The sequence below is a fragment of the Granulicella rosea genome (assembly GCF_900188085.1).
GTDB lineage: Bacteria > Acidobacteriota > Terriglobia > Terriglobales > Acidobacteriaceae > Edaphobacter > Edaphobacter rosea.
The window spans coordinates 116,073-138,117 of record NZ_FZOU01000001.1 but is presented as its reverse complement, the minus strand read 5'-3'; the positions used below and the strand labels follow the sequence as shown (position 1 = coordinate 138,117).

The following is a 22,045-nucleotide window of genomic DNA, read 5'->3' as shown; positions in this document are numbered from 1 at the left end:
GAGTGCCTGTCACAGCTCCGCTTCAAGCACTGGAGTCCAGTTTCCCGAGGTACTGTTCATGTTGCCTGCCGTTCGTCTCGCCTGCCGGTCCGCTCTGGCGCTCGCTCTCGGTCTTCTGCTCGTCGCGCCGGCGGTCGTTCCGTCGGCCAGCGCGCAGACGCCGGTGATATTGCCCAGCACGGTCACCTCCATCGCCGGCAACACACCCACCGCGAGCACGGTGGGCGCCGCCTGCCCGACGAACGCGCAGTTCACCGCGACCGACACGCTCGGCAACGGATGCCCAGCGGTGAACGCCGTCTTCGCGGGCAACGAGCGCAGCATGGTCGTCGACCCGCAGGGCAACGTCTACGTCATCGCCGACACGACCAATCCGCAGGCTGTCCGCCGCATCGACGCGCGCACGGGCAACATCTCGATCTTCGCCGGCGCGGGCTCCGGCGGTTGCGGCGCCTCGTCCACGGTCTATGGGACCGTTTACTCAGCCACCGACAAGGTCGGCGATGGCTGCCCTGCTTACAACACCGGCGGCTTCAACGGCGGTCGCGGCCTGGGCATGGACCCCTACGGCAACCTGATCATCACGGTCACCGGCGACCAGGCGCTGCACTTCGTCTGCAACAACGTTTCGCCGCTCTGCACCGCCGCCCAGGCACGCGTGAACTACATGCGCAACATCGCCGGCTGCACGCCCAGCACGAGCGGCTACGGCACCACGGTCAGCGGCGCCACGGTCGGCTCCGCGGGCGACGGCACGCTGGCAACGCAGTTCAGCGGCACCTGCACGGTCGGGGTCAACGCGCCGCGTCAGGCCGCGGGCGATCGCTGGGAGAATGTCTACTTCTCCGACAACTCGAACAACCGCATCCGCGTCGTGCTGGGCGCGCCGTCCATTACGGTGAACGGCGTCGCCGTGGCGAACCCGCTCTATGCCGCGCTTGCGCTGAACAGCTCCTACGCGACGCCGACACAGGGGTATATCTACCCGATGGCGGGCGGCGGTACGGCCTGCTCGGCCAAGACGGACGCCGGCGGCGACGGCTGCCCCTACTACCAGACCGTGGTCGGCAGCACCACGACCGTGGCCGGACTCGCGGTCGACAACGACGGCGACTTCCTCTTCGCCGACGGCCTCGGCCGTCTGCGCACCGTCTACATGGGCGGCACGGCGATCAAGGCTGCTCTTGCCGCGAACGGCATTCTCGCTCCACAGGTTGGCTACTCCTATGCGCTCATCGGCAACGGCCTGGGTGCAAGCGGCGCGACCGGCGGCACGTTCCTGTACTACAACTCCAATCTTTCGGGCACATACCTCGGCACGTCGTACTCCCTGCAGGCATCGGCGCAGCGCATCGCCGTCGATGCCGCGGGCAATGTCTACATCGGGGACCAGGCGCAGGTGCTCTTCTACGACATCTTCACCGGCTATGTGAGGCGTCTGGGCGGCGGAACCACCGCGACCTCGTGCAACTCCTCCTCCATCGGCGACGGCTGCCCCATCGCGCAGTCGCTCTTCGGCGCGGCGAACTCCGTGCTTTCGGTTGGACTCGATAACCTCGGCAATCTGTACATCCAGGATTTGACGAACAAGCTGATCCGGCGCGTCTCCGCCACGGCTCTGCCCACTGCCGCGGTCAACGGCTCGCTAACCTCGAACCTTGTGGTGCATGCGCCCTCGCCGTCCTCGACGGTTGCGGTCTCGGCGCCGGCGAGCGCGGAGTTCAGCCTCGGCTCCACCACCTGCGCTGCGGCGAACTCCGACGGCACGGTCGACTGCTTCACGCCGGTCACCTATACACCGAAGGCCCTGGCCCAGCGGACGGAGCCGGTCGCTATCGCGACCACCGTTGGCGGCACGACCACCACCAAGGCGAACCAGCTTACCTCGCTCGCCACCGGCAGCGCGCTGGTCTTCGACCTCTCCGGCACGCCATCGACCTCGGTGCTTGGCGCAGGCACAACCGGAAGCACCGCCGTGGTGCTCGACGGCGCTGGCAACGCCTATGTCACCGGCACGCAGGGCATCAGCAAGGTCTCGGGCTCAACCGTCACCAGCGTCTCGGCGACTCCGGCCAGCTACATCGCGGTCGATGCGCAGGGCAACGTCTACGCGGCGAATGCCTCCGGCGTTAGCATTGCGAAGTACAGCTACAACGCCGCAACCGGGACGTATAGCTCCGGTACGGTGACGATTCCGCTCATCCCGATCAACGGCTCCAGCGTGCAGGGCGGCTCCGGACCCATGACGGTGGACGCCAACGGCAACATCTACATCGCCGACCTCACCAACAAGCAGGTCATCCGCTTCTCGCAGACCGCGAACGTCGGACAGCAGCTCACCCAGACCGCGCTCGGCTCGCCCACCGCCATCACGCAGGACTACTACGGCAACCTGCTCGTCATCGACGGAACCTCGGTCCTGAAGATTCCCGCTTCCGGTCTGGCGATCTCGACCAGCTCGCCCATCGCCAGCCCCCGGCTTACCTTTCCGACCGCGCTCGTCGCCCCCACCGCCATCGCGGTCGACCAGGGAGAGAACGTCTACGTGGCCGACAGCGGCAACATTTTGGCGCTCTCGCTCAGCGGTTACCAGTACACCATCCCCGGCATCTCCGGCTCGGGCGTCGCGGTCGACGGCGCGGGCAATCTCTACACCACCTCCAGCACGGTTGCGGGCATCACGCAGGTAGCGCGCAACGCGGAGAGCTATAACTTCGGCACGAATGTTTCGACCGCCTACGTCGGCGTCTTCCTCAACACCGGCGCGACCGCGGCCACGGGCTTCAACCAGACCGATACGGGCGGCAACTTCTCGGCGCTTGCCCCCGCCACGCCGCTCGCGACCTCCGGGCCGACCTGCAATCTCGCCTCGACCGCGCTTGCGGGCGGCGCGCTCTGCAATGTCTCGATCAAGTTTGCCCCCACGGCCTCGGGCAACGGCGTCGTCACCGACGCGATCACGCTGCTGCCGGCGTCCAACACGCTCGGCGGACTGACCGTCAGCGGCACAAAGAACGGCAGCACCGCGACCACCACCACGGCCATCACCGGCAACACCGCCGGTCTGATCTATTCCACCGGCACCGAGACGACCTTCACCGTCACCCTGACCCAGAGCGCCGGCGCCCCCGCCGGCAACGTCTCGGTCTCGATCGACGGGGGTACGGCGGTCGCCTACCCGCTGACCGCCGCGACCGCCTCCACCGCAACCGCCACCGTGCCGATCGCCGGGCTCATCGCCACCTCGCACACCATCGCCGCGACCTACGGCGGGTCGTCGGGCATCGCCGGGTCCAGCTCGCCGATCACGACCTTCTCCATCGCACCGGCCACGACGAGCGTCACATGGAACCCCGGCGCGACGACGCAGCCGTTCAGCGCGGCCATCGGGACATCCGTCCTGAACGCCTCCGGCTTCTCGGGCTCGACCAGCGTCCCCGGCGCCGTGGTCTACACGGCGACGCCCTCGGGCGGCTCGGCCGCGGAGATTCACTCCGCCAGCTACCTCGCTATCGGCAGCTACTCGCTGACGGCGACCTTCTACCCGACGGACTCGGTCGACTACACGGGTTCGACCGCTTCGGTCGCCAGTTACACCGTCACCAAGGCCAACACGTCCGCTCCGGTGGGCGCGTCGCAGATGCTCGTGGCCTCGGACGGCACCGGCAACTACACCACCGTGCAGGCCGCGGTGAACGCGCTGGGCACGACCGGGGGCTCGGTCTATATCAAACCCGGCACGTACACCGGCTTCGTCGCCGTGGTGCAGCCCAACGTCTCGCTGCGCGGCCTCGGCGGCGACCCGACCCAGGTCATCCTGACCAAGAACGCCGGAGCCTTCAGCGTCGCGCCGGGCACGGGCAACGGCTACGCGGGTGAGTTCACCTCGGCCAACACCAACGGAGCGCAGCTCGCCTCCGGCAGCACGGTCTTCGCGGGCGACGAGGGCTCGGCCACTCTGATCGTAGCGAAGGGCATCAACAGCTCCATCTCCACCTCCACCCTCACGCCGAACAACTTCTACAGCGAGAATCTCTCGCTCATCAACACCTGGAACACCGACACCACAACCACCACGACCACCTACCTGAGCGGCAGCGCCTGCACCGCGAACGCCGGCGTGGCCCGCACCTACAGCGATCTCTACAACAGCGGCCTCGAGTGCGCCTCGCAGGCGCTGGCGATCTGGACCACCTCCGACCTGGCCGTGATGAACAACGTCTACACGGCCAGCCTGCAGGACACCATCTACGCCGGCAGCCAGGGGGCGCCTACCCCGGCCCGCCAGTACTGGTTCCGCGGCAAGGTCACCGGCGACGTGGACTATATCTTCGGCGACGCGGCGGCGGTCTTCGACCATAGCAACATCTACACCGCCTTCCACGGCGCCACCGCCTCCGGCACCGAGACCATCGAGGCGCAGAACAAATCCGTCCGCACCGGCGCGACCGGCGATTACCTCAGCGGCTACGTGATGAACGGCGACACGTTCACCTCGCAGGCGCCGGGTATGACCGGCCTCTACTTCGGCCGCCCGTACGGCACTTACTCCACCTGGATCATGCTGAACAGCTACGTCGACCAGGTGTCGGCCGTCGGCTACATCGAGTTCTCCGGCGACAACAACCTGCCCACCTCCACCTACGGCGAGTACAACGACCTGGCGTACACCGATCCGGCGACCGGTGCGGCGGATGCCAACGGCGTCCTCTACCTGGGCTCCGGCGGCAGCACCGGCTCCGGCGTTACCGGCACGCGCGAAACCACCTCGCAGTCGCCCGGCACACCCATGGCGAACAATGTCGTGAGGACCAGTGTGACGCAGGCGCAGGCGCAGGCCTACTACCCGACGAACTTTCTGGGTACGACGGTCTCAAGCTCCACCACGCCGAACTGGAACCCCACCGCCGCGCTCGCCACGCAGGTGAACGCCTTCGTTCCCTCGGGCACATCGTTGTCGGTGAACGCCGGAACCAGCGTGACGCTGCTCATGCGTCCGCAGACCCCCGGCCTGGGCGCGGTCACCTACGGCAGCTACACCGTCCCCACCGGCTCGTACACCCTGACCGATACCTTCGGCGGCAAGGCGACCGTGTTGCAGACCGGGTCGCTCGATGCCGCGGGTGAGGCTTATTACACCTCCAGTGCGCTTGCCATCGGCGTTCACAGCCTGACGTGGAGCTACTCGGGCGACTCGAACTTCAACGGCTCGACCACCGGCACGGCCTACACCCTGACCGTGAACGGCACGACGACCAGCACGACCCTCTCGGTCAATACCGCCAGCCCGGCCTACGGCTCGGCGGTCTCCATCAGCGCAACCGTCAGCCCGGCCACCGGCTCGGTGACTCCGACCGGCTCCGTGGTTCTGACGGTGGACGGCGCCACCCAGATCACGCAGACGCTCGCCGGCGGCATCGCGAGCTTCTCGCTCACCGGGCTTTCCGCCGGCAATCACACGCTCTCGGCAGCCTACTCCGGCGACACGACCAACAACGCGAGCACCGGCACGGGCAGTGTTTCGCTCACGAAGGCGCCGCTCACGGTGACCGGCTCGAGCTTCGTCCGCGCGTTCGAGACCGCGAACCCGGCGCTCAGCTATGCGATCACCGGCGCCTTCTATAACGGGGACACGGCGTCCACTGCGATCAGCGGCACGGCCTCGGTCAGCACCACCGTCGTGCCGAACTCGCCCGCCGGCGCCTACCCGGTCACGGTCGCAGCCGGTACGCTCAGCTCCACCAACTACAGCTTCACCTATGTCAACGGCACTGCGACGGTCAACGGCAACGCCGCCCAGACCATCCTCTTCGGCGCATTGCCGAACATCGCCAACGGCTTGACCGTGCCGCTCTACGCTCGCGCGCTCTCCGGCCTGCCCATCACCTATACCGTCAGCGGACCGGCCAGCATCAGCGGCAACCTGCTCACCGTCACCGGAACCGGTTCGGTCACCGTCACCGCCAACCAGTCCGGCAACACCACCTTTGCAGCAGCGACCTCCGTCTCCAGGAGCTTTACCGCCCAATGATGACCGCAAACCACGTGAACACAGCACTCCGGCAGCGCCGCCGTACCCTGGCAGCGGCGCTTGCTCTCTCCATCGTTGCCCTGGCGGCCACCGGTTGCGGCATCGGCCTGCCGGGCACGGCGGACTCCACCACCTCGGCCACGGCGCTCGCCAGCAGCGGCATCCACGGCTACGTGCATGGCGGTCAGCAGCCGGTCAGCGGAGGCTCCATTCAGCTCTTCGCCGTCGGCAGCAGCGGTTACAGGTCCGTCGCCACCTCGCTGATGAACTCCGGCACGACCGTTACCACGGGCTCGGACGGCAGTTTCAACGTGACCGGCAAGTACACCTGCCCCACGGCAAACCCCGCCGCGCTCACCTATATGACGGCCTCCTTTGGCAACCCCGGCCTGGCCGCGGGAGCCAACAATACGAAGCTCGTGCTGATGGCGGCGCTCGGCCCCTGCAACACGCTCCTGGCGAACTTCCCCTTCATTTCGGTGGACGAGGTCACGACGGTCGCCTCGGTCTACGCCCTCTCGGCCTTCATGTCCGATGCCGCGCACATCGGGGCGCCCTCGGCGAACCTCACGGGCATCTCCAACGCGTTTTCGCTCGCCAATACGCTGGCGAACACCGGCACCGGCACCGCGCCCAGCCTGAACGCGCCCATCACCTCCAGCATCCCGGTCAGCGAGATCTACTCGATCGCCAACACCATCTCCACCTGCGTCAACTCCACCGGTCTGGACTCGAACTGCTCGAGCCTGATCTCGCTCACCACCGCGGGCGGCATCACGCCCGTGGACACGGCCACCGCTGTGCTGAGCATGGTGCGCAATCCGCTCAACCAGGTTGCCGCGCTCTACAATCTCGCGCCCTCCACGCCGCCCTTCCAACCCGCGCTGACATCCGCGCCCGCGGACTGGACCGTCGCGGTCAAGAGCACGGGCGGCGCTCTCAGCGCACCCACCGGCATCGCCATCGATATCTCCGGCAATGCCTGGGTCGCCAATGCAAGCGGCAACTCCATCACTCAGTTCGGCCCTGCCGGCGCACTGCTCTCCGGATCCACCGGCTACACCGCCACCGGCCTGCTCGGTCCGCAGGCGCTGGCCATCGACCAGAGCAACAACGTCTGGATCGCGAACTCCACCGGCGGTAGCGTCATCAAGTTGACGGCATCCTCCGGCCTGGTCCTCTCCGCGACCAGCTACACCGCGGGCGGCATCGTCAGCCCGTCGGCCATCGCACTCGACGGCCTGGGCAACGTCTGGGCGGCGAACTACACCACCGGCGCCATCTCCGGCATCACCTCGGCGGGCGCGGCCATCCCCGGCAGCCCATTCACGGCGAGCGGCACGGTCAGCCTTCCCACCGGCCTTGCGATCGACGCGTCGAACAACGTCTGGATCAGCAACTCCGGCTCCGGCGTCGTCTCGGAGATCTCCTCCTCCGGAGCCACCCTCAGCGGCGCCGGCTACACCGACGGCTCGTTGCTGGCGCCGGGCGGCATCGCGCGCGACCTGATGGGCAACACCTACGTCTCGGCCTCGGGCATCAACGCAGTCAGCGTCTTCGGCTCGACCGGCTCGGCCCTGACCTCAAGCCCGGTCTCCGGCACGATCTCTCTCCCGGCGGGCATCGCGGTCGACGGCGCGAACGTCGCCTTCATCGCGAACAGCAAGACGAGCGGCAGCCTCGCGATGCTGACCTCGCCGACCGGAACGCCGGTCTCGCTCGGCTCCCTGAATGCGCCGGTAGGCGTGGCGGTGGATGGCTCGGGCAACGTCTGGACGGCGAACTCGGGCGATAACTCCGTGACACAGTTCATCGGCGTCGGCACGCCCGCGACGGTGCCGCTGGGTCCTCGCTAGTCCAGGGGTCCATGCTCATTACCCTGACGGGTGGCACGGCGCCGGCCAACCTGGTTGCAGCGCTGCTCAATCTGGCTAATAACTCGTCGCTCAACACCACGGCGCTCTTCGAACTTGCGCCGGCCAACGCTCCGTTTCAGCCCGCGCTGAATATCCCGCCGCCGGACTTCACGATTCACCTGTCGTCGCCGACCACGCTCCAGCTCTCGGCGACCGCAGTGACCCTCCCGCAAACCGCTGTGGGCAATAGCCTTAATGGAACGGGGCAGTGGCGATTCGGCAGGGAATCCAGCTCGGAGGGGCAGATCCTTCGAGCCGGACTTGCCCGCTAGGCTTTCTTCTCTCTCACGCGCCGCCCTCTGACGTCCTTCTTGAAGTCGGTCGACAGCACCAGACGGAAGGCGCCGAAGGCGGAGTCGAAGTGCAGGCAGCTCAACTGCATGTGCGGCGCCATGACCTCCATCTCGGATGCCTTCGCGAAGACCTCCGGCGTATCGATGCGCGTGTCGCACGAGAGCAGCCCCTTCAGATTGCCGCCGATGGTGTTGATCAACTCGCCCACGGCGTCGCCCACGTCGGAGTTGAACGCGCCCGGCGTCTCCACGCCCATCACCAGGTGGGTGAAGGTGAAGGCGATCGATGGGCTGCACTCGATGCGCAGACTGCCCTGGCTCTCGCCCATGTATTGAATGCGGGCGGAGATGGCGGCCTGATCGTCGTCGGCCGCATGGTTCGGCGGCGAGGGGAAGACCTCCATGCCCGCCAGGATGGCAAAGGCCTGGGTTGCAACGGCGATCTGCGCTTCGAGATTTTCAGGTGTGGCCAGGTCGGTCAGCGTCATGGTTTGTCCTATCGCACGGAGTAGAAGGTCGATTGCCCGTAAAGCTTTCGTTCGAAGCGGTGGTCCATTCCGATCAGCGTCTCCGCGCAGCCCAGCACCAGCTTGCCGCCGGGAACAAGGTTGCGCGCAATGGAGGCGAGGATCTGCTGCTTGGTCGTAGCGTCGAAGTAGATGAGCACGTTGCGGCACAGCACCAGGTCGCATGGGCCGATGCCCGCGTAGCTGCCGCGCAGGTCCAGCCGTTCGAACCGCACCATCGTGCGGAGTTCCGGCTTCACCTGCCAGTCCAGCCCGCTCTTGGTGAAGTACTTCATCAAGAGACTTATCGGCAGCCCGCGGCTTACCTCGAACTGCACGTACTTGCCCGAGCGCGCGCGTTCGAGCACCTGATCGGAAAGGTCCGTGCCGACGATCTCCACCTGTCCGGGGGTGAAGCCGGCTTCGAGCAGGCTCATCGCCACGCTGTAGGCCTCCTGCCCGGTGGACGAGGCGGCGGACCAGATGCGCAGCCGGCGCGTGCCCGCGGCCTTTGCCAGCTCCGCGAAGACCGTCGTCTTCATCGATTCGAAGATCGTCTGATCGCGAAAGAAGAGCGTCTCGTTGGTCGTCATGGCCTCGACCACGAGCCGCGCCAGCGATGGCGCCCGCCCGCTGGCGACGCGGTCGCAGAGTGCATCGAGCGAGCCCAGGTTCTCGCGCAGCACGAGGGGGCGCAGACGACTTTCGAAGAGGTATTGCTTGTCCTCGTCCAGCACGATGCCGGATTCGGCATAGATGAACGTCTGCAGAAAGCTATAGCTGCGCGTGGACAACTCGCCGATCGAAGGCGCGGTTGGAAGCGAGCCGAAGCTCGTGGTCTGTGTCTGCATCGTCATCGGGTATGCGCCCTCTTCATCAGCTCCGGTACGATCCTGTGGATAGGCAGCACGGCGTCCGCCAGATGAGCGCCCACGACCGCGCCCGGCATGCCCCACACCACGCTCGTCGCCTCGTCCTGCGCCAGCACGGTTGCGCCGCGCGCCTTCAACATGCGCGAACCTTCCAATCCGTCGTAGCCCATGCCCGTCAGCACGGCGGCGATCGCGCGACCGTCGAGATTCTCGACGATCGAGCGGAAGAGCACATCGACCGCCGGCCGGCAGGAGTTCTCGCGCGGGCCTTCGTCGAGCGCCACGGCGAGCCCTCGGCCGGCTCGCACCACGCGCATGTGATATCCCCCCGGCGCGACGATGGCCTGTCCGGCCTCGACGGTCATGCCGTCCTTGCCCTCGCGCACCTCGATCGCGCATGCGCGATCCAGCCGCTCGGCCAGCATCTGCGTGAACAGCGGCGGCATGTGCTGCACGATCACGATCGGCAGCGGGAAGTCGCGCGGCGCCATGGGCAATGCCTCCAGCAACGCGGTCGGCCCACCGGTCGAAACGCCAATGGCGCAGATCTCGTGATATATCGTTGCGGCAGGCGAGGCCGCCAGCACGATCGGCTTCGGCGCCGGCGCCGCTTCGTCACTCGGCGAACCGGCGAAGCGAAAGAACTGCTTCACCTTCATGAGCAGCTCGACGGACAGGCGCTCAAACGCCGAGCCCTCCATCTGCGCGGGTTTGCCCACGTAGTCGCTCGCGCCCGACATCAGCGCCTCGATGGTGGTGTCCGCGCCCTGCGTGGTCAGGCTGCTCAGCATCACGACGCGCACATTGGCATGCCGTTTCGCGATCTCGCGCAACGCCTCAAGCCCCGTCATCTCGGGCATCTCCACATCGAGCGTCACCACCTGCGGCTTCAACTCGGCGATCTTCGTCAACGCCTCCAACCCATTGCAGGCCACGCCGACAAGCTGAATCGCGGAGTCGCTCTCCAGAATGCGCGACAGCATCCTGCGGATGACGACCGAGTCATCCACCACCAGCACTCGAATTTTCTCCGTCGCGGAGAGCGTCTCTGGAACGTATCTCATAGCTGCAAGTAAGCCTTTGATCTGCGTACTGTTGGTCCTGCATTTGTATCGTCTTCAAGATAGGCCAGGGCTTGCGCCGTGGCCTATCCGGATCCGCGCGCGAGCGACGCTCCGGCCCTTCCTCTCCTTGTCGCTTCAATAAGGCAACAACCCAAGCACCCTCAACTTGTCCGCGATCATGTCCTCCGTGAACGGCTTCATCACATACTCGTTCGCGCCACAGGCCAGCGCCGATGTGATGAACTCCACATGCGTCTCCGTCGTCACCATCATCACCGGCAGATCGTCGAAGCGCGGCTGATCGCGCATCTCCGCCAGCAGTTCCAGACCGTTCATCTCCGGCATGTTGAAGTCCACGCACATCAGGTCGAGATCGGTATCTTCGCCTTCGAGCAGGTTCAGCGCCTCGAAGCCGCCCTCCGCCTGCAGCACCTCGAACCCGTTGCGCACGAGGATGCGCGCCAGCATGTTGCGTATTGCCTTCGAATCGTCGACCACCAGCGCCTTCATCATTTCGCCCTCGCGTCAATATGTAACCGAATAGGATCGCTATGCAATGCGGAAGCGGTGCACCAGCACCTGCAACTGCGTCGCCATCTGGGTCAACGCCTTGGCCGCGTTCTCCGTATCGCGGGCGCCGTTGGTGGTCGCCTGCGCGGACTCCGCCACGACATTGATGTTGCGCGCGATGTCGCTCGTGCCGCGTGCGGCGTCGGTTACATTGCGGCCGATCTCGTTCGTCGTCGCCGTCTGCTCTTCGACCGCGGAGGCGATGGTGCTTGAGATGTCGTTCACCTCGTTGATGATCGAGCTGACGTCGCCGATGGCCTTCACCGCTGCCTTCGTATCGTTCTGGATCGCCTCGATCTTCAGGCTGATCTCCTCGGTCGCGCGCGCCGTCTCCTTCGCAAGTTCCTTCACCTCATTGGCGACCACGGCGAAGCCCTTACCTGCCTCGCCCGCGCGCGCGGCCTCGATCGTCGCGTTCAAGGCAAGCAGGTTCGTCTGCTGCGCGATCGAGGTGATGACCTTGATGACCTTGCCGATCTCCTGGCTCGACAGGCCGAGCTTGCTGATCGTCTGGTTCGTCTCATCGGCCATCGCGACGGCGGTGCGTGCGATGCGCGATGCGCCCGATGCGCTCTTCGAGATCTCGCGGATCGAGGCCAGCATCTCCTCCGAGCTCGCCGCGACGATGCTCACATTGGCCGACACCTGCTCGCTGTTCATCGACACCGCTTTTGCCTGCTGGAACGAGCCGTCGGAGTTCAGCGCAACCTGCTGGCTGATGCGCAGCAGCTCCTCCGACGCCGAGGAGACGCCCATCGCCGTCTCGCCGATGCCCGTGATGCTTGTCCGGAGATCGGCGATCAGCTTGCCGAAACCCGCAGCCACCTTGCCGATCGCATCGTCTCCCTCAACCGTCAGCCGGCGCGTCAGGTCGCCGTCGGCGGCCGCGGCCACGACCGTCAGCAGCTCGTTCACCTTCTGCTGCAGCACGGCGGCGGCGGCGCGTTCGTGCTCTTCGGTCAACAGCGTATCCTGCTTCATCTGCACGGCTGCCGTGATGTCGGTCGCCACCTTCACGACGCGGTTTACGCGACCGGTCACGTCGAACATCGGGCTGTATGTGGCCTGCAGCCATACCTCACGCCCGCCCTTGCCGAAGCGCCTGAACTCCGCCGTCTTGAACTTGCCTTCGTTCAGATCGCGCCAGAACTGCGCATACTCCTGACTGTCGCGATAGCCTGCTTCCACAAAACCGCTATGGTGCTTGCCTTTGATCTCGTCGGCCGCATAGCCGAAGGCGCGGCAGAAGTTTTCATTCACGTTGAGGCAGATGCCGTCGTTGTTGAATTCGATGACCATCTGGTTGCGGTTGGTCTCGTCCATCTGGCGCTGCCGGTTCTCTTCATCCACCTTCTGCTCGGTAATCAGGGTGGTCACGCTGATCACCTTGGTGACGCGCCCGCCCTCGTCGACGATCGGCACATACGTGCCTTGAATCCAGATGACGCGCTTATCCTTGGTATGCCGCTTGAAGGAGTCGTAGCAGCACTTGCCTGCCGCGAGCTCCTTCCAGATGTCGACCGCTCCGGGAATCTTCAGATCCGGATGCGTCAACATGCTCTGGTGCCTGCCGATCAGCTCTTCGCGTTCGTAACCGAATGCGTTACAGAAGCGATCGTTCGCCACCAGCATCACCCCGTCGGGGCTGTACTCGGCATACAGGTTCGCGTTGTCGATCGCGTAGCGTACAGCCTTCGCCTTCTGGCGGTCGAGCTCCAGCTCCGTAATGTCGTAGCGCACGCCGATATACTTGCGCGGCTTGCCGTTCTCGCCCATGACCGGCGCGATCACCGCGTCCACGTAATAAGGAGTCCCGTCCTTCTTGCGATTCTTGATGACGCCGCGAAAGGTGTTGCCGCGTCCGATCGTGCTCCACAGCTCCTTGAATGTCTGCTTCGGCATGTCCGGGTGCCGCGTTGTGCTGTGGGGATGCCCGATCAGCTCCTCGCGGCTGTACTGCGAGATCTCCACAAATTTTTCATTGATGTCGACGATGTCGCCCTTCAGGTCCGACTCGGAGACGATGCTCGTCATGTCGGTGATGGCGGCACGCACCTTGTACTCTTCCACCTGCTCCTGCAGGGCGTGCGCCGCCGTTGCGTCGATGCCGAAGGCCACCACCTTCTCGAGCATCCCGTCCGGACCGGGGATAGGGCTGTAGGAGCCCTGGAGCCACAGCGCACTGCCGTCCTTGCCCATCAGCCGGAAGGCGCCGGTCTGCGGCTCGCCGCGCTCCAGGCTCTGCCAGAACGCGCGATACTCCGAACCGTTGCGTTCCGCCGGCCCGGCCGTAAAGATGCTGTGATGCTTGCCCTCCAGTTCGTCGAGCCGATAGCCCGTCATGCGCAGGAAGTTCTCGGTCGCGGTCAGGATCACGCCATCCATGCCAAACTCCGCGATCGCCTGCACGCGGCTCATCGCCTCCAACTGGCGGGCGAGTTCGGCGGAGACGTTGAGACCCGCGGTGGCGGCGCGGCGCGGCGCTTTGCTGCGGATCATCTTGCGGACAGGGCTGGCAGTGGGCTTGGTCTTCAGCATGGCGTATTCCTCTCGAACTTTCGCGTACGGTATCGAACTTCAAAACTCTTTAGCTGCAGGCGTTCTCGAAGACGCGGGCCGTGTCGAGCACCAGCATCAACCCGTCCTTCACGTGGTACACGCATTGAATGAGCTGCCTCTGTTCAAGCGGCATATTCTCCGGCACCGGCGCATAGGCCGACAACGGGATGTCGATCACATCGCAGACCTCATCGACCAGCAGGCTGACGACCGAGTCGCCCGTGCGGATGGCGATGTTCACGCGCTGATCGTCGCCCTCGGCCGCCGGCAGCCCCAGGCTGCGACGTGTATCGATCGCGATCACGATCTGGCCGCGCAGGTTGATCAGGCCTTCGACCGCCTGCGGCGCGAGCGGCACGTGCGTCATCTCCTGTCGGCGGATCAGCTCCTGCACCTTCAGCACCTCGATGCCGAGAAAGAGATCAGCAACACGAAAGGTTGCATATTGGCGCGAGTCGGTCGGTCTTGGCGTCATGCGACCTCCCGCAGTACGACCGTGTCGTCCTGCGCCGTCGACCATTGGTCGCCGCTTGCGCTTACGATCGCATGCAGGTCGAGCAGGTCCGTCACCTTGCCCCCGATCACGGCGGAGCCCAGCAGGCCCGGCGCCGTGCAGCCGCGGCGCACCGCGATCGCTTCATCGACGATGTCGACGATCTCATCCACCACCACGCCGATGCGGCGCACGCCGTCGGTAAACACGATGACCTCCATGATCTCCGGCGCAAACGCATCGTGCGCGCAGCCGGGATCGAGCACCTGCGCGAGCGGCACCAGAGAAAGGATGTCGCCGCGATAATGCAGCACCGCCTGCCCGGCCGCGCGCTCGACGCGAGCCGTAGGCACCTTCTCGAGCCGCGCCACCATCGGCAGCGGAACCGCCAGTCGATGAAAGCTGCCCGCGCGAAAGAGCAGCAGCATCTGCGTTGGCGCGTCCACCTGCTGCATGCGTCCACGCTCCGCCTCCTGCCCCACGCCGGTGCGTCCCTGCAGGCTCGCAAGCCGCGCCACGCCCGCCACATCGAGGATCAAAGCTGGCAGGCCATCGCCCATGATCGTGCCGCCGAGATAACACTCCAGGCCCTTGAGCTGGCGCCCAAGCGGCTTCACCACAATCTCCTGCGTGTCGTGGATCGTATCGACCACCAGCGCGATCTGCCGGCCCTCCGCATGCAGCACCACGATGCTCACCACGTCGCGGTCGTCCGGCGCCGCGCTCTTGCCCAGCACCTTGCGCAGATACACCAGCGGCAGCAGCTTGCCGCGATAGTGAAAGATCGGCGTGCCATGCAGGCTCTTGATGCGCTCCGCGATCTTCGCGCCTTCAAGCCGCACGAGTTCCAGCAGGTTTGCCTGCGGCACCACGAAGCGTTCTTCCTTCACGCGGCCACCGGGCTCGGAGGTCAGCGCGACGATCAGCCCCGGTATGATCGCGAGCGTCAGCGGGATGCGGATGCGGATCGTCGTGCCGCATGGCTCGCCCGCGAGTATCTCCACGTTGCCGCCGATCTTCTCGATGTTTGTCTTCACCACGTCCATGCCCACGCCGCGGCCGGAGATGCTGGTGATCTTCTCGGCCGTGCTGAAGCCCGGCGCGAAGATCAGCTCGCGTGCGGCGCGGTCGCCCATCTGCGCGGCCTGCTCTTCGGTGATCAGACCCTTCTCGATCGCCTTGGCCTTCATCTTCGCCGGATCGATGCCCGCGCCGTCGTCGGCGATCTCGATGTTCACCACGCCGCCTTCGTGATAAGCGCGCAGCAGCAGCCGGCCTTCGGCGTCCTTGTCCTTGCCTTCGCGGATGGCGGGCAGCTCCACGCCGTGGTCGCAGGAGTTGCGCACGATATGGGTCAGCGGATCCTTGATCGCTTCGATGATCGTCTTGTCGAGCTCCGTGTCGGCGCCGATCATCTCGATACGTATCTGCTTGCCGCATTGCTGCGCCAGGTCGCGCACGATGCGCGGCATCTTGTTCCAGACCACGCCGATGGGCTGCATGCGCGTCTTCATCACGCCCTCCTGCAGCTCGCTGGTGATGAGATTCAGACGCTGCGAGGTCTTCTGCAACGTGGCGCTCTGGCTGCTGGTGTCCTGCAACAACTGGTTGCGAGCCAGCACAAGCTCGCCGACAAGGTTCATCAGCTTATCAAGCAGACCCACATCCACGCGGATGGTCGAGTCGATGGAGTTGGCCGCCTCGGGCCGTCTGCGCTCCGGCGCCGCCGCCGGCTCCGGCGCCTCTGCCTTCGCGACCATCACCGGCGCGGGAGCGGACGCGCTCTTCAACGCTACCTCCGCAACTGGCTCTTCTCTTATCGCCACAACTTCCGTCATCCTGGGCGCAGCTTCCGCCACGCCAGCGGCAGCTTCCGTCATCCTGAGCGAAGCCGAAGGAGCTGCGTCTGTTTTTGCTTTCGCTCTTGTCTTCACCGCAGCGGGAGCTGCGACCGGCGTCTCCTCCGCGGGCCAATGAAGATCGAGATGCGCCTGCTCCAGCCGCCCGATCAACTCCGCGCAATCCACCTCGCCCTCGCCGCCCGTGGTCTCGATGCTGATCAGCAGCATCTTGATCTTGTCGACGGCTTCGAGCACCAGCGAGATGAGCGGCGGCGTCAGCTTGCGCTGGCCCGCGCGCACCTGCGACAGAATGTTCTCCGTGATGTGCGCCGTGCCGCTCAGCCGGTCGTAGCCGAAGAAGCCGCATGTGCCCTTGATCGTATGGATGGTGCGAAAGACGCTTGAGATCAGCTTCTTATTCTCCGGCGTCTTTTCGAGCTTCACGATCTCATCGTCCAGCGTGACGAGGTTCTCGTTGCTCTCGATCAGGAACTGGCGAATGTCTTCATTCATCTGCTCGCGTTCATTTTGATCCATTGCTCAAGCCACCCTCTCGCTAACCCACTTATCGGTGCGGTACTGCGGGAGCATTAACCTCCATCGAACCGCTCATGCCCGCCGGGCGCGGGCCGATGTAAGGAGAAAGCTCTTCCGGAGGAATGTTTCATGCGCGCGATGATTGTCGACGATTCACTGCTGCTGCGGTCGATGGTGGAGAGGGCCGTGCGCGCCGCGCACCCAGCCTTCAACGAGTTCGTACACGCCACCGACGGCATGGATGCGATCCAGGTGCTGCGCTCCGAGCTGCGCGCGAAGCAAAAGCTCGACCTCATCGTCACCGACACCAACATGCCCAAGATGAGCGGACTCGAGTTCCTCGAACGCATCCAGAAAGAGAAGCTCTGCGTCGGCACCGAGATCATCATGATCACCACCGAGAACAGCCCCACGCACCTGGCCCGCGCGAAAGCCGCCGGCTCCAAGGGCAACATCTCGAAGCCCTTCACGCCCGAGATGGTGAAGGCGCTGCTGGGCCCGCTCTTCCAGGGCCGCCGCTAGCTTATTTCGCACCACCCAGAAAGCCCGTCATCTCGACCGGAGCGAAGCGGATGGAGAGACCCCGTATTGGCTCTTGCTCTTGCCACTCTCGTTTGTCTTCCTCCTTCCGCACTTCGTCTATCCTTAAAGACCGAGAGCACGGAGAAGATGAAGACAAGCAGATGGTTCCACTGGAAGACCCTGGCCGCAAGCGCGATCCTCGCGGCGCTTGCCTACGCCGCATGGCGTCAGTTCAACGCGGCGACGGAGAGCTACAACCTGACGCACATGCGGGTCTACGCCGTGGCGTCGGTCATGCTCGCGATGGCCAGCGCGGTCAGCCTTGGCCTGCCTGCCATCGCGGCGTCGGAGAGGCAGCGCCGCCAGCGCGCCGCGGCCATCGTCGACACCGCCAGCCGCAGCGGCGACTACACGGCAAAGTTCCCCACGTCGGATCGGGTGATGGCCATCGGCCTCGCCTCGTTCACGGCGCTCTTCACGGCGTTTCTCTGGAGCCGCTCCTTCGACGATCGACTCCGCTGGAGCATCACGCTGCTGCTGACCGGCCTCGCCTGGTATGCCTACCGCGTCTCCGCGCTGCGGGTGCGCTTCACCAGCAATCGCATCACGATCCACATGTATCCCTTCGCGCCGTACGTCCAGCGCTACAGCGCGATCACGAAGCTGCGCGTCGGCCCCGGCAACGTACACATCCGCTTCGAAGATGGGCGCACGTTGAACCTCTGGTCGGGCATGGGCGAGGGCGAGGTGATCGTGAAGATTCTGCAGCGGAAGGTCGACATCGTACCCGAGACCCGCTGAAAACCATCCTGCCTTCACGCACGAAAAACCGCCGCATCGAGCCCATGCCCGATGCGGCGGTTGTGTTTCGCATTGCCGTGCGCTTACTTCGCGTTCACCGTAAGCGAGTACGTCGCCGAATGCACCAGGAAGCCATCGGTCGCGGTGATGGTGTAGGTGTAGGTTCCGGGCGCGGTGTAGGCGGCGTTCTCCGCCGGCAGATGCCCGCTGCAACCCGTCAACGATGTGCTGGCCGCGACCAGCACCAGCAGCATCAATGCGCCCCGCAGCAAGCGCCGCCCGTTGCGCCGGTTCAACCACAGCAGCAGACCGCTGCCCAGGCCGACGGCCCACATCCACTGCCCGCCGAAGCCGCCGTATCCGATCACGGTGTACTTCGAGGTCGTCCCGATCGTCACCGTGGTCGTCACCGGAGCGGTCAGGGCGAACACATTCGAGCCCAGCGTGCAACTGGAGGCCGCGGCATTCGTCGTGCAGCTCAGCGATAGTTGCGAGGAGAAGCCCGCCACCGGCGTCGTCAGCGTGCTCAGCGCCGCGCCCAGCCCCGCCACCACCGTGCCCGAGGTCGGCGTTCCCACGATCGTAAAGTCGATGCCATTGCCCGTCAGCGAGGACGGCGTGCCGGAGTAAGCCGCGCTCGAGGAGTTCACCGCCACCGTGCCGGGGCGTGGGCCCGTCGTCGTCGGTTTGAACGTCACGCTCACCGAGCAGCTTGCCAGCCCCGCCAGCAGCGCAGGGCAGTTCGTCGAAACGCTGTAGTCGCCCGTCGTCACGAATCCCGGCACGGTCACCGGACCGCTGGCGCTGTTGGTCACCACCAGCGTCTGCGTCGCGGTCGCTCCGACGTCCAGGTTGCCGAAGTTCAGGGTGGTAAAGTTCACCACCAGGTCGGGAATGCCAATGCCGGTCAGCGTCGAGGTCAGCGTCGTCGCGCCCGAACCGACCGAGAGCGTGCCCGGACGCGTTCCCGTCGTCGTCGGATTGAACGCCACGTTGATGCTGCACGTTCCGCCCGGCGTCACGCTGACGCAGTTGCTGCCCGTCACCACGTAGTCGCCGCTCGCGTTGATCAGCGTTACGCCCTCGGCGAAGGTGGAGTTGTTGGTCCAGGTAAAGGTCTGCGAGGCGGTCTGGAAGTTGATCGGCTGCGAGCCGAAGTCGGCCGAGGCCGGCGTCAGCGTTGCGGCCGTGCCGTCGTTGGTCAGCTCGAACAGGCTGTACTCCAGCAGCTTCTCCTGCGGAGTCATCGGCACAGCCGTATTGCACTCATTGGGGAAGGTCGTTCCGGCCGGGGTCGTCCCGTTGGACGGCGCCTCCACGTGGTACTCGTTGAAGAGCACGCGTCCGCACTGGTTGGTCGAGGCGCCCACCGGCGCGTTGAAGACGAACTGCATGACCGGGTTCGACGGCGGATCGACGAGCGTCATCCACGACTGGGTCGGCGGAATGACGCCGTTAAAGTCGTGCTTCAACGTGTCGATCGTGATCTGTCCCGGCGTCGTGGTCGCGCCCACCAGCGGCAGCCATGCCGCCAGCGTCTTGCCCTCGGCGAAGGTCTGGTCGATGACGCCGGTGCCGGAGTTGCCCAGCGTCGCCTGGTTGACGGCCCAGTTCACCACGCCCGCGAACGGGCCGTTCTGGTACATCCACTGGTAGCTGTAGTGGCTGGAGTAGACGCGTCCGCCGGCGTTCGCGAAGCCCACCAGGTTGGTGTACTCGGCTGCCGTCTTGGCCGCCGGATACGCCCCGCCCTCGCACGGCAGCATCAGCACGTCGTAGCTGTTCAGCACCGCCGGGTCGGACATCAGTGTGGTCTCGGAGGCGGTCGTCGACTGACTGATCACCGAGCCCGAAGCGCCGCTGCCCGCGAAGAGGTTGACGCGCCCCGTGCCGCCCAGATCGGTAAACTCGCTGGGGTCGATGCCGACCTTCAGCAGCACGCACTCCACCTGGTCGGCGGCGCCCGTGGCCACGGCAAACTTCGGAATATCGCCCTCCGCCTTCGTGCGCGGCATGCGTGCGCTGAAGGCGGTGTTGGTGCAGGCGGTCGTGATCGGCACCACCTGATCGGTGCGGCGCCAGCGACCGGACTGGATTACCAGCGGAATGTTCGCGCCCACCGGCACGTTCGTCAGGGTAAAGCTGCCGTCGGTGCCGGTCGTCGCGCCCACCAGCGGCGAACCCGAGGGCGGCGTACCCGGAACCGGGCAGCTCACGCCCGCCGTAAACGGGTCTACCGCCGCGGTCGGAATATAGACCAGCACATTCGGCAGCGGGTCGGTCCCGTTCGGCGTGTAGATGACGCCGCTGATCGAGGTGGTCCCGCCGTTCGGGCACGTGACCTGCTGCGTACACAGGCCGCTGGTGCAGGTCGTCGGCGCCTGGCCAAAGGCCGGAAGGCTGAGAGCGAGGAAGGCGAGAGCCGAACCAAGGGAAAAGCGCATAGAAGGGAAGCCTGCCAGCAAAGAAGATTCGGGGCGGTACCAGGTACAGACGAGGATTTCTGCGCCGGGATTACGTGGCGATCATTATAGAGGCAGCAGGCAAAGTCTTCGCCAAAACTTTCCGAACTCCGGAACGCGCCTCAGACGAACCCACCCACGGGCAGACGCACTCACCCCAGCGCCACCACCGTCTTCGCCGCCAGCCGTCCAAACGCCGTTACCGCCGCCTCCAGATCCTCCAGCCGCGTGTCTTCCAGACTGTTGTGGCTCAGGCCTTTGAGCGACTGCACGAACATCATCACCGTGGGGATGCCGCATCGCGCGACCTCGGCCGCGTCGTGCAACGGGCCGGACGGCAGCTTGTGCGCCTTGCCTGCCGTCTCCACGATCGCCTCTTCGCACAGCCCGATCAGCACCGGGGCGAAGGGCACGGGCTCGATGCTCCAGATGCGCGACCACTCCACGGTGCAGCCTTCCTCTTCGGCGAAGCGCTCGCTCGCGGCCTTGGCCTCGGCGAACATCCCGGCCAGCACGCCTGCGTCGAGATCGCGCATGTCGAGCGTCGCCTCGCACCTCCCGACGACCGCCGTCACAATGCCAGGAAAGGTCTTCACACTGCCCATCGTCGCCACCGCATCGGGATGCTTCCGCGCGATCGGACGAATCTCGAGCGCCAGCTTCGCCGCCGCGGCCAGCGCGTCGCGCCGCACCGCCATTGGGGTCGAACCGGAGTGAGCCTCCTGCCCGAAGAACGTAATCTGATGCCGTTCGACTCCCTTGGTGCCCAGGACGACGCCCAACGGCCAGCCCATATTTTCAAGCACCGGGCCCTGCTCGATGTGGAGTTCGAGGTATGCCGCCGCCTGCCCGCGCTCGTCCGCCGCCGCGCCGATCCCTTCGACCGCGACGCCGCAACGCGCCAGCGCGTCCTCCAGCGTTACCCCGTCCCGGTCGGTCCGGACTCGGTCCGCTGCAATGCTGTGCGTACCCGCAAAGGCCGACGAGCCGAAGAGGCTTCGCCCAAAGCGCGCGCCCTCCTCGTCCGCCCAGTCCACCAGCCGAATCGTCATCGGCGGCAGGCCGTCGTAGAAGACGGCAAGCGAGCGCAGCACCTCGAGTCCCGTCACCACGCCGAGACACCCGTCGAGCCAGCCGCCGTTCGGGACGGAGTCGAGATGGCTGCCCAGAATCAGCGACCGCTCGGTCGTCCCGCGCAGCGTCACCCAGCGATTGCCGGCTGCGTCCGTCGCGCGTTCGACCTTATAAGGCAGTGCACCCAGCTTGCCTTCGAACCACGCCCGCGCCTTCAGCCAGGTGTCGGTCCAGGCGACGCGCTGCGCGCCGTGCGTGTCGCCGGTAAGCGCCCGCAGTTCGGTCAGGTTTTCGATCACGTTGCTCGCAGTTACGGCAAAGCGGGAAGAGACTTCGGTCGGCACATTCACCTCGGGGTTGGGCGCAAGCTCTGCCGGGGGCAGTGCTGCGATTGTAAAACTCTTTGGCGGAACCACTCCCAAAGTCCGTCATCAACTACCTAAAAGCCTGTCATCCTGAACGGAGTGAAGGACCTGCTTCTCGCTCGAAGCGCCGCAGCTCTCC

14 protein-coding genes are annotated in these 22,045 nt (G+C 65.6%); 5 read left to right on the top strand and 9 right to left on the bottom strand.

Annotation, left to right across the window (positions count from 1 at the left end):
* The first annotated feature begins 58 nt into the window (after positions 1–58).
* Genes CHB87_RS00660 through CHB87_RS00650 form a run of 3 tightly spaced genes read left to right on the top strand, consistent with a single transcriptional unit; the run spans position 59 to position 8,219 of the window.
* On the top strand, positions 59–6,031 hold the full coding sequence (locus CHB87_RS00660; RefSeq protein ID WP_089406471.1) for a pectinesterase family protein: 5,973 nt from the start codon (positions 59–61) through the stop codon (positions 6,029–6,031).
* Entirely contained in the window at positions 6,028–7,887 is a 1,860-nt protein-coding gene (locus tag CHB87_RS00655; protein ID WP_089406470.1) for an NHL repeat-containing protein, read from the top strand. The genes CHB87_RS00660 and CHB87_RS00655 overlap by 4 nt, the downstream gene beginning before the upstream one ends.
* 11 nt (positions 7,888–7,898) lie before the next feature.
* Complete coding sequence (locus CHB87_RS00650; protein ID WP_089406469.1) at positions 7,899–8,219, top strand: hypothetical protein; 321 nt, start codon at positions 7,899–7,901, stop codon at positions 8,217–8,219.
* On the opposite strand, the gene CHB87_RS00645 is transcribed toward CHB87_RS00650, so the two are convergent.
* The 7 genes from CHB87_RS00645 to CHB87_RS00615 form a co-directional block, all read right to left on the bottom strand.
* On the bottom strand, positions 8,216–8,728 hold the full coding sequence (locus CHB87_RS00645; protein ID WP_089406468.1) for a chemotaxis protein CheX: 513 nt from the start codon (positions 8,726–8,728) through the stop codon (positions 8,216–8,218). The genes CHB87_RS00650 and CHB87_RS00645 overlap by 4 nt on opposite strands.
* Positions 8,729–8,736: 8 nt before the next feature.
* Positions 8,737–9,603: a CheR family methyltransferase gene (locus CHB87_RS00640; RefSeq protein ID WP_217896992.1), complete on the bottom strand. Its 867-nt coding sequence runs from the start codon at positions 9,601–9,603 to the stop codon at positions 8,737–8,739.
* A complete protein-coding gene (locus tag CHB87_RS00635; protein ID WP_089406467.1) occupies positions 9,600–10,682 on the bottom strand; it encodes a protein-glutamate methylesterase/protein-glutamine glutaminase in 1,083 nt (360 codons plus the stop codon). Before CHB87_RS00635 ends, CHB87_RS00640 begins: the two co-directional genes overlap by 4 nt.
* 135 nt (positions 10,683–10,817) lie before the next feature.
* Positions 10,818–11,195 (bottom strand): response regulator, encoded by a 378-nt coding sequence (locus tag CHB87_RS00630; protein WP_217896991.1) that lies wholly within the window; start codon positions 11,193–11,195, stop codon positions 10,818–10,820.
* A gap of 36 nt (positions 11,196–11,231) precedes the next feature.
* Positions 11,232–13,790, bottom strand: coding sequence for a methyl-accepting chemotaxis protein (locus tag CHB87_RS00625; protein ID WP_089406466.1), 2,559 nt, complete (start codon positions 13,788–13,790; stop codon positions 11,232–11,234).
* A 49-nt stretch (positions 13,791–13,839) separates the two neighbouring features.
* Positions 13,840–14,286 carry a chemotaxis protein CheW gene (locus CHB87_RS00620; RefSeq protein ID WP_089406465.1) on the bottom strand — a complete coding sequence of 149 codons (447 nt, stop codon included), beginning with the start codon at positions 14,284–14,286 and terminating at the stop codon, positions 13,840–13,842.
* Positions 14,283–16,682 carry a chemotaxis protein CheA gene (locus CHB87_RS00615; RefSeq protein WP_089406464.1) on the bottom strand — a complete coding sequence of 800 codons (2,400 nt, stop codon included), beginning with the start codon at positions 16,680–16,682 and terminating at the stop codon, positions 14,283–14,285. The genes CHB87_RS00620 and CHB87_RS00615 overlap by 4 nt, the downstream gene beginning before the upstream one ends.
* A 129-nt stretch (positions 16,683–16,811) precedes the next feature.
* Between CHB87_RS00615 and CHB87_RS00610 the strand changes: the two genes are divergently transcribed.
* A complete protein-coding gene (locus CHB87_RS00610; RefSeq protein ID WP_089406463.1) occupies positions 16,812–17,204 on the top strand; it encodes a response regulator in 393 nt (130 codons plus the stop codon).
* Positions 17,205–17,351: 147 nt separating this feature from the next.
* The gene (locus CHB87_RS00605) at positions 17,352–18,005 is read left to right on the top strand and encodes a hypothetical protein (RefSeq protein ID WP_089406462.1); all 654 of its coding nucleotides are present in this window, start codon (positions 17,352–17,354) and stop codon (positions 18,003–18,005) included.
* 83 nt (positions 18,006–18,088) lie between these two features.
* On the opposite strand, the gene CHB87_RS00600 is transcribed toward CHB87_RS00605, so the two are convergent.
* Both CHB87_RS00600 and CHB87_RS00595 read right to left on the bottom strand, forming a co-directional pair.
* Positions 18,089–20,449 (bottom strand): choice-of-anchor D domain-containing protein, encoded by a 2,361-nt coding sequence (locus CHB87_RS00600; RefSeq protein WP_089406461.1) that lies wholly within the window; start codon positions 20,447–20,449, stop codon positions 18,089–18,091.
* Positions 20,450–20,619: 170 nt separating this feature from the next.
* Entirely contained in the window at positions 20,620–21,885 is a 1,266-nt protein-coding gene (locus tag CHB87_RS00595) for a Zn-dependent hydrolase (protein ID WP_217896990.1), read from the bottom strand.
* Positions 21,886–22,045 lie beyond the last annotated feature (160 nt).

Bases quoted from the DNA above. Each gene is read 5' to 3' on its own strand.
- CHB87_RS00660 (WP_089406471.1), top strand. From the start codon at position 59: ATGTTGCCTGCCGTTCGTCTCGCCTGCCGGTCCGCTCTGGCGCTCGCT.
- CHB87_RS00655 (WP_089406470.1), top strand. From the start codon at position 6,028: ATGATGACCGCAAACCACGTGAACACAGCACTCCGGCAGCGCCGCCGT.
- CHB87_RS00650 (WP_089406469.1), top strand. From the start codon at position 7,899: ATGCTCATTACCCTGACGGGTGGCACGGCGCCGGCCAACCTGGTTGCA.
- CHB87_RS00645 (WP_089406468.1), bottom strand. From the start codon at position 8,728: ATGACGCTGACCGACCTGGCCACACCTGAAAATCTCGAAGCGCAGATC.
- CHB87_RS00640 (WP_217896992.1), bottom strand. From the start codon at position 9,603: ATGACGATGCAGACACAGACCACGAGCTTCGGCTCGCTTCCAACCGCG.
- CHB87_RS00635 (WP_089406467.1), bottom strand. From the start codon at position 10,682: ATGAGATACGTTCCAGAGACGCTCTCCGCGACGGAGAAAATTCGAGTG.
- CHB87_RS00630 (WP_217896991.1), bottom strand. From the start codon at position 11,195: ATGATGAAGGCGCTGGTGGTCGACGATTCGAAGGCAATACGCAACATG.
- CHB87_RS00625 (WP_089406466.1), bottom strand. From the start codon at position 13,790: ATGCTGAAGACCAAGCCCACTGCCAGCCCTGTCCGCAAGATGATCCGC.
- CHB87_RS00620 (WP_089406465.1), bottom strand. From the start codon at position 14,286: ATGACGCCAAGACCGACCGACTCGCGCCAATATGCAACCTTTCGTGTT.
- CHB87_RS00615 (WP_089406464.1), bottom strand. From the start codon at position 16,682: ATGGATCAAAATGAACGCGAGCAGATGAATGAAGACATTCGCCAGTTC.
- CHB87_RS00610 (WP_089406463.1), top strand. From the start codon at position 16,812: ATGCGCGCGATGATTGTCGACGATTCACTGCTGCTGCGGTCGATGGTG.
- CHB87_RS00605 (WP_089406462.1), top strand. From the start codon at position 17,352: ATGAAGACAAGCAGATGGTTCCACTGGAAGACCCTGGCCGCAAGCGCG.
- CHB87_RS00600 (WP_089406461.1), bottom strand. From the start codon at position 20,449: ATGCGCTTTTCCCTTGGTTCGGCTCTCGCCTTCCTCGCTCTCAGCCTT.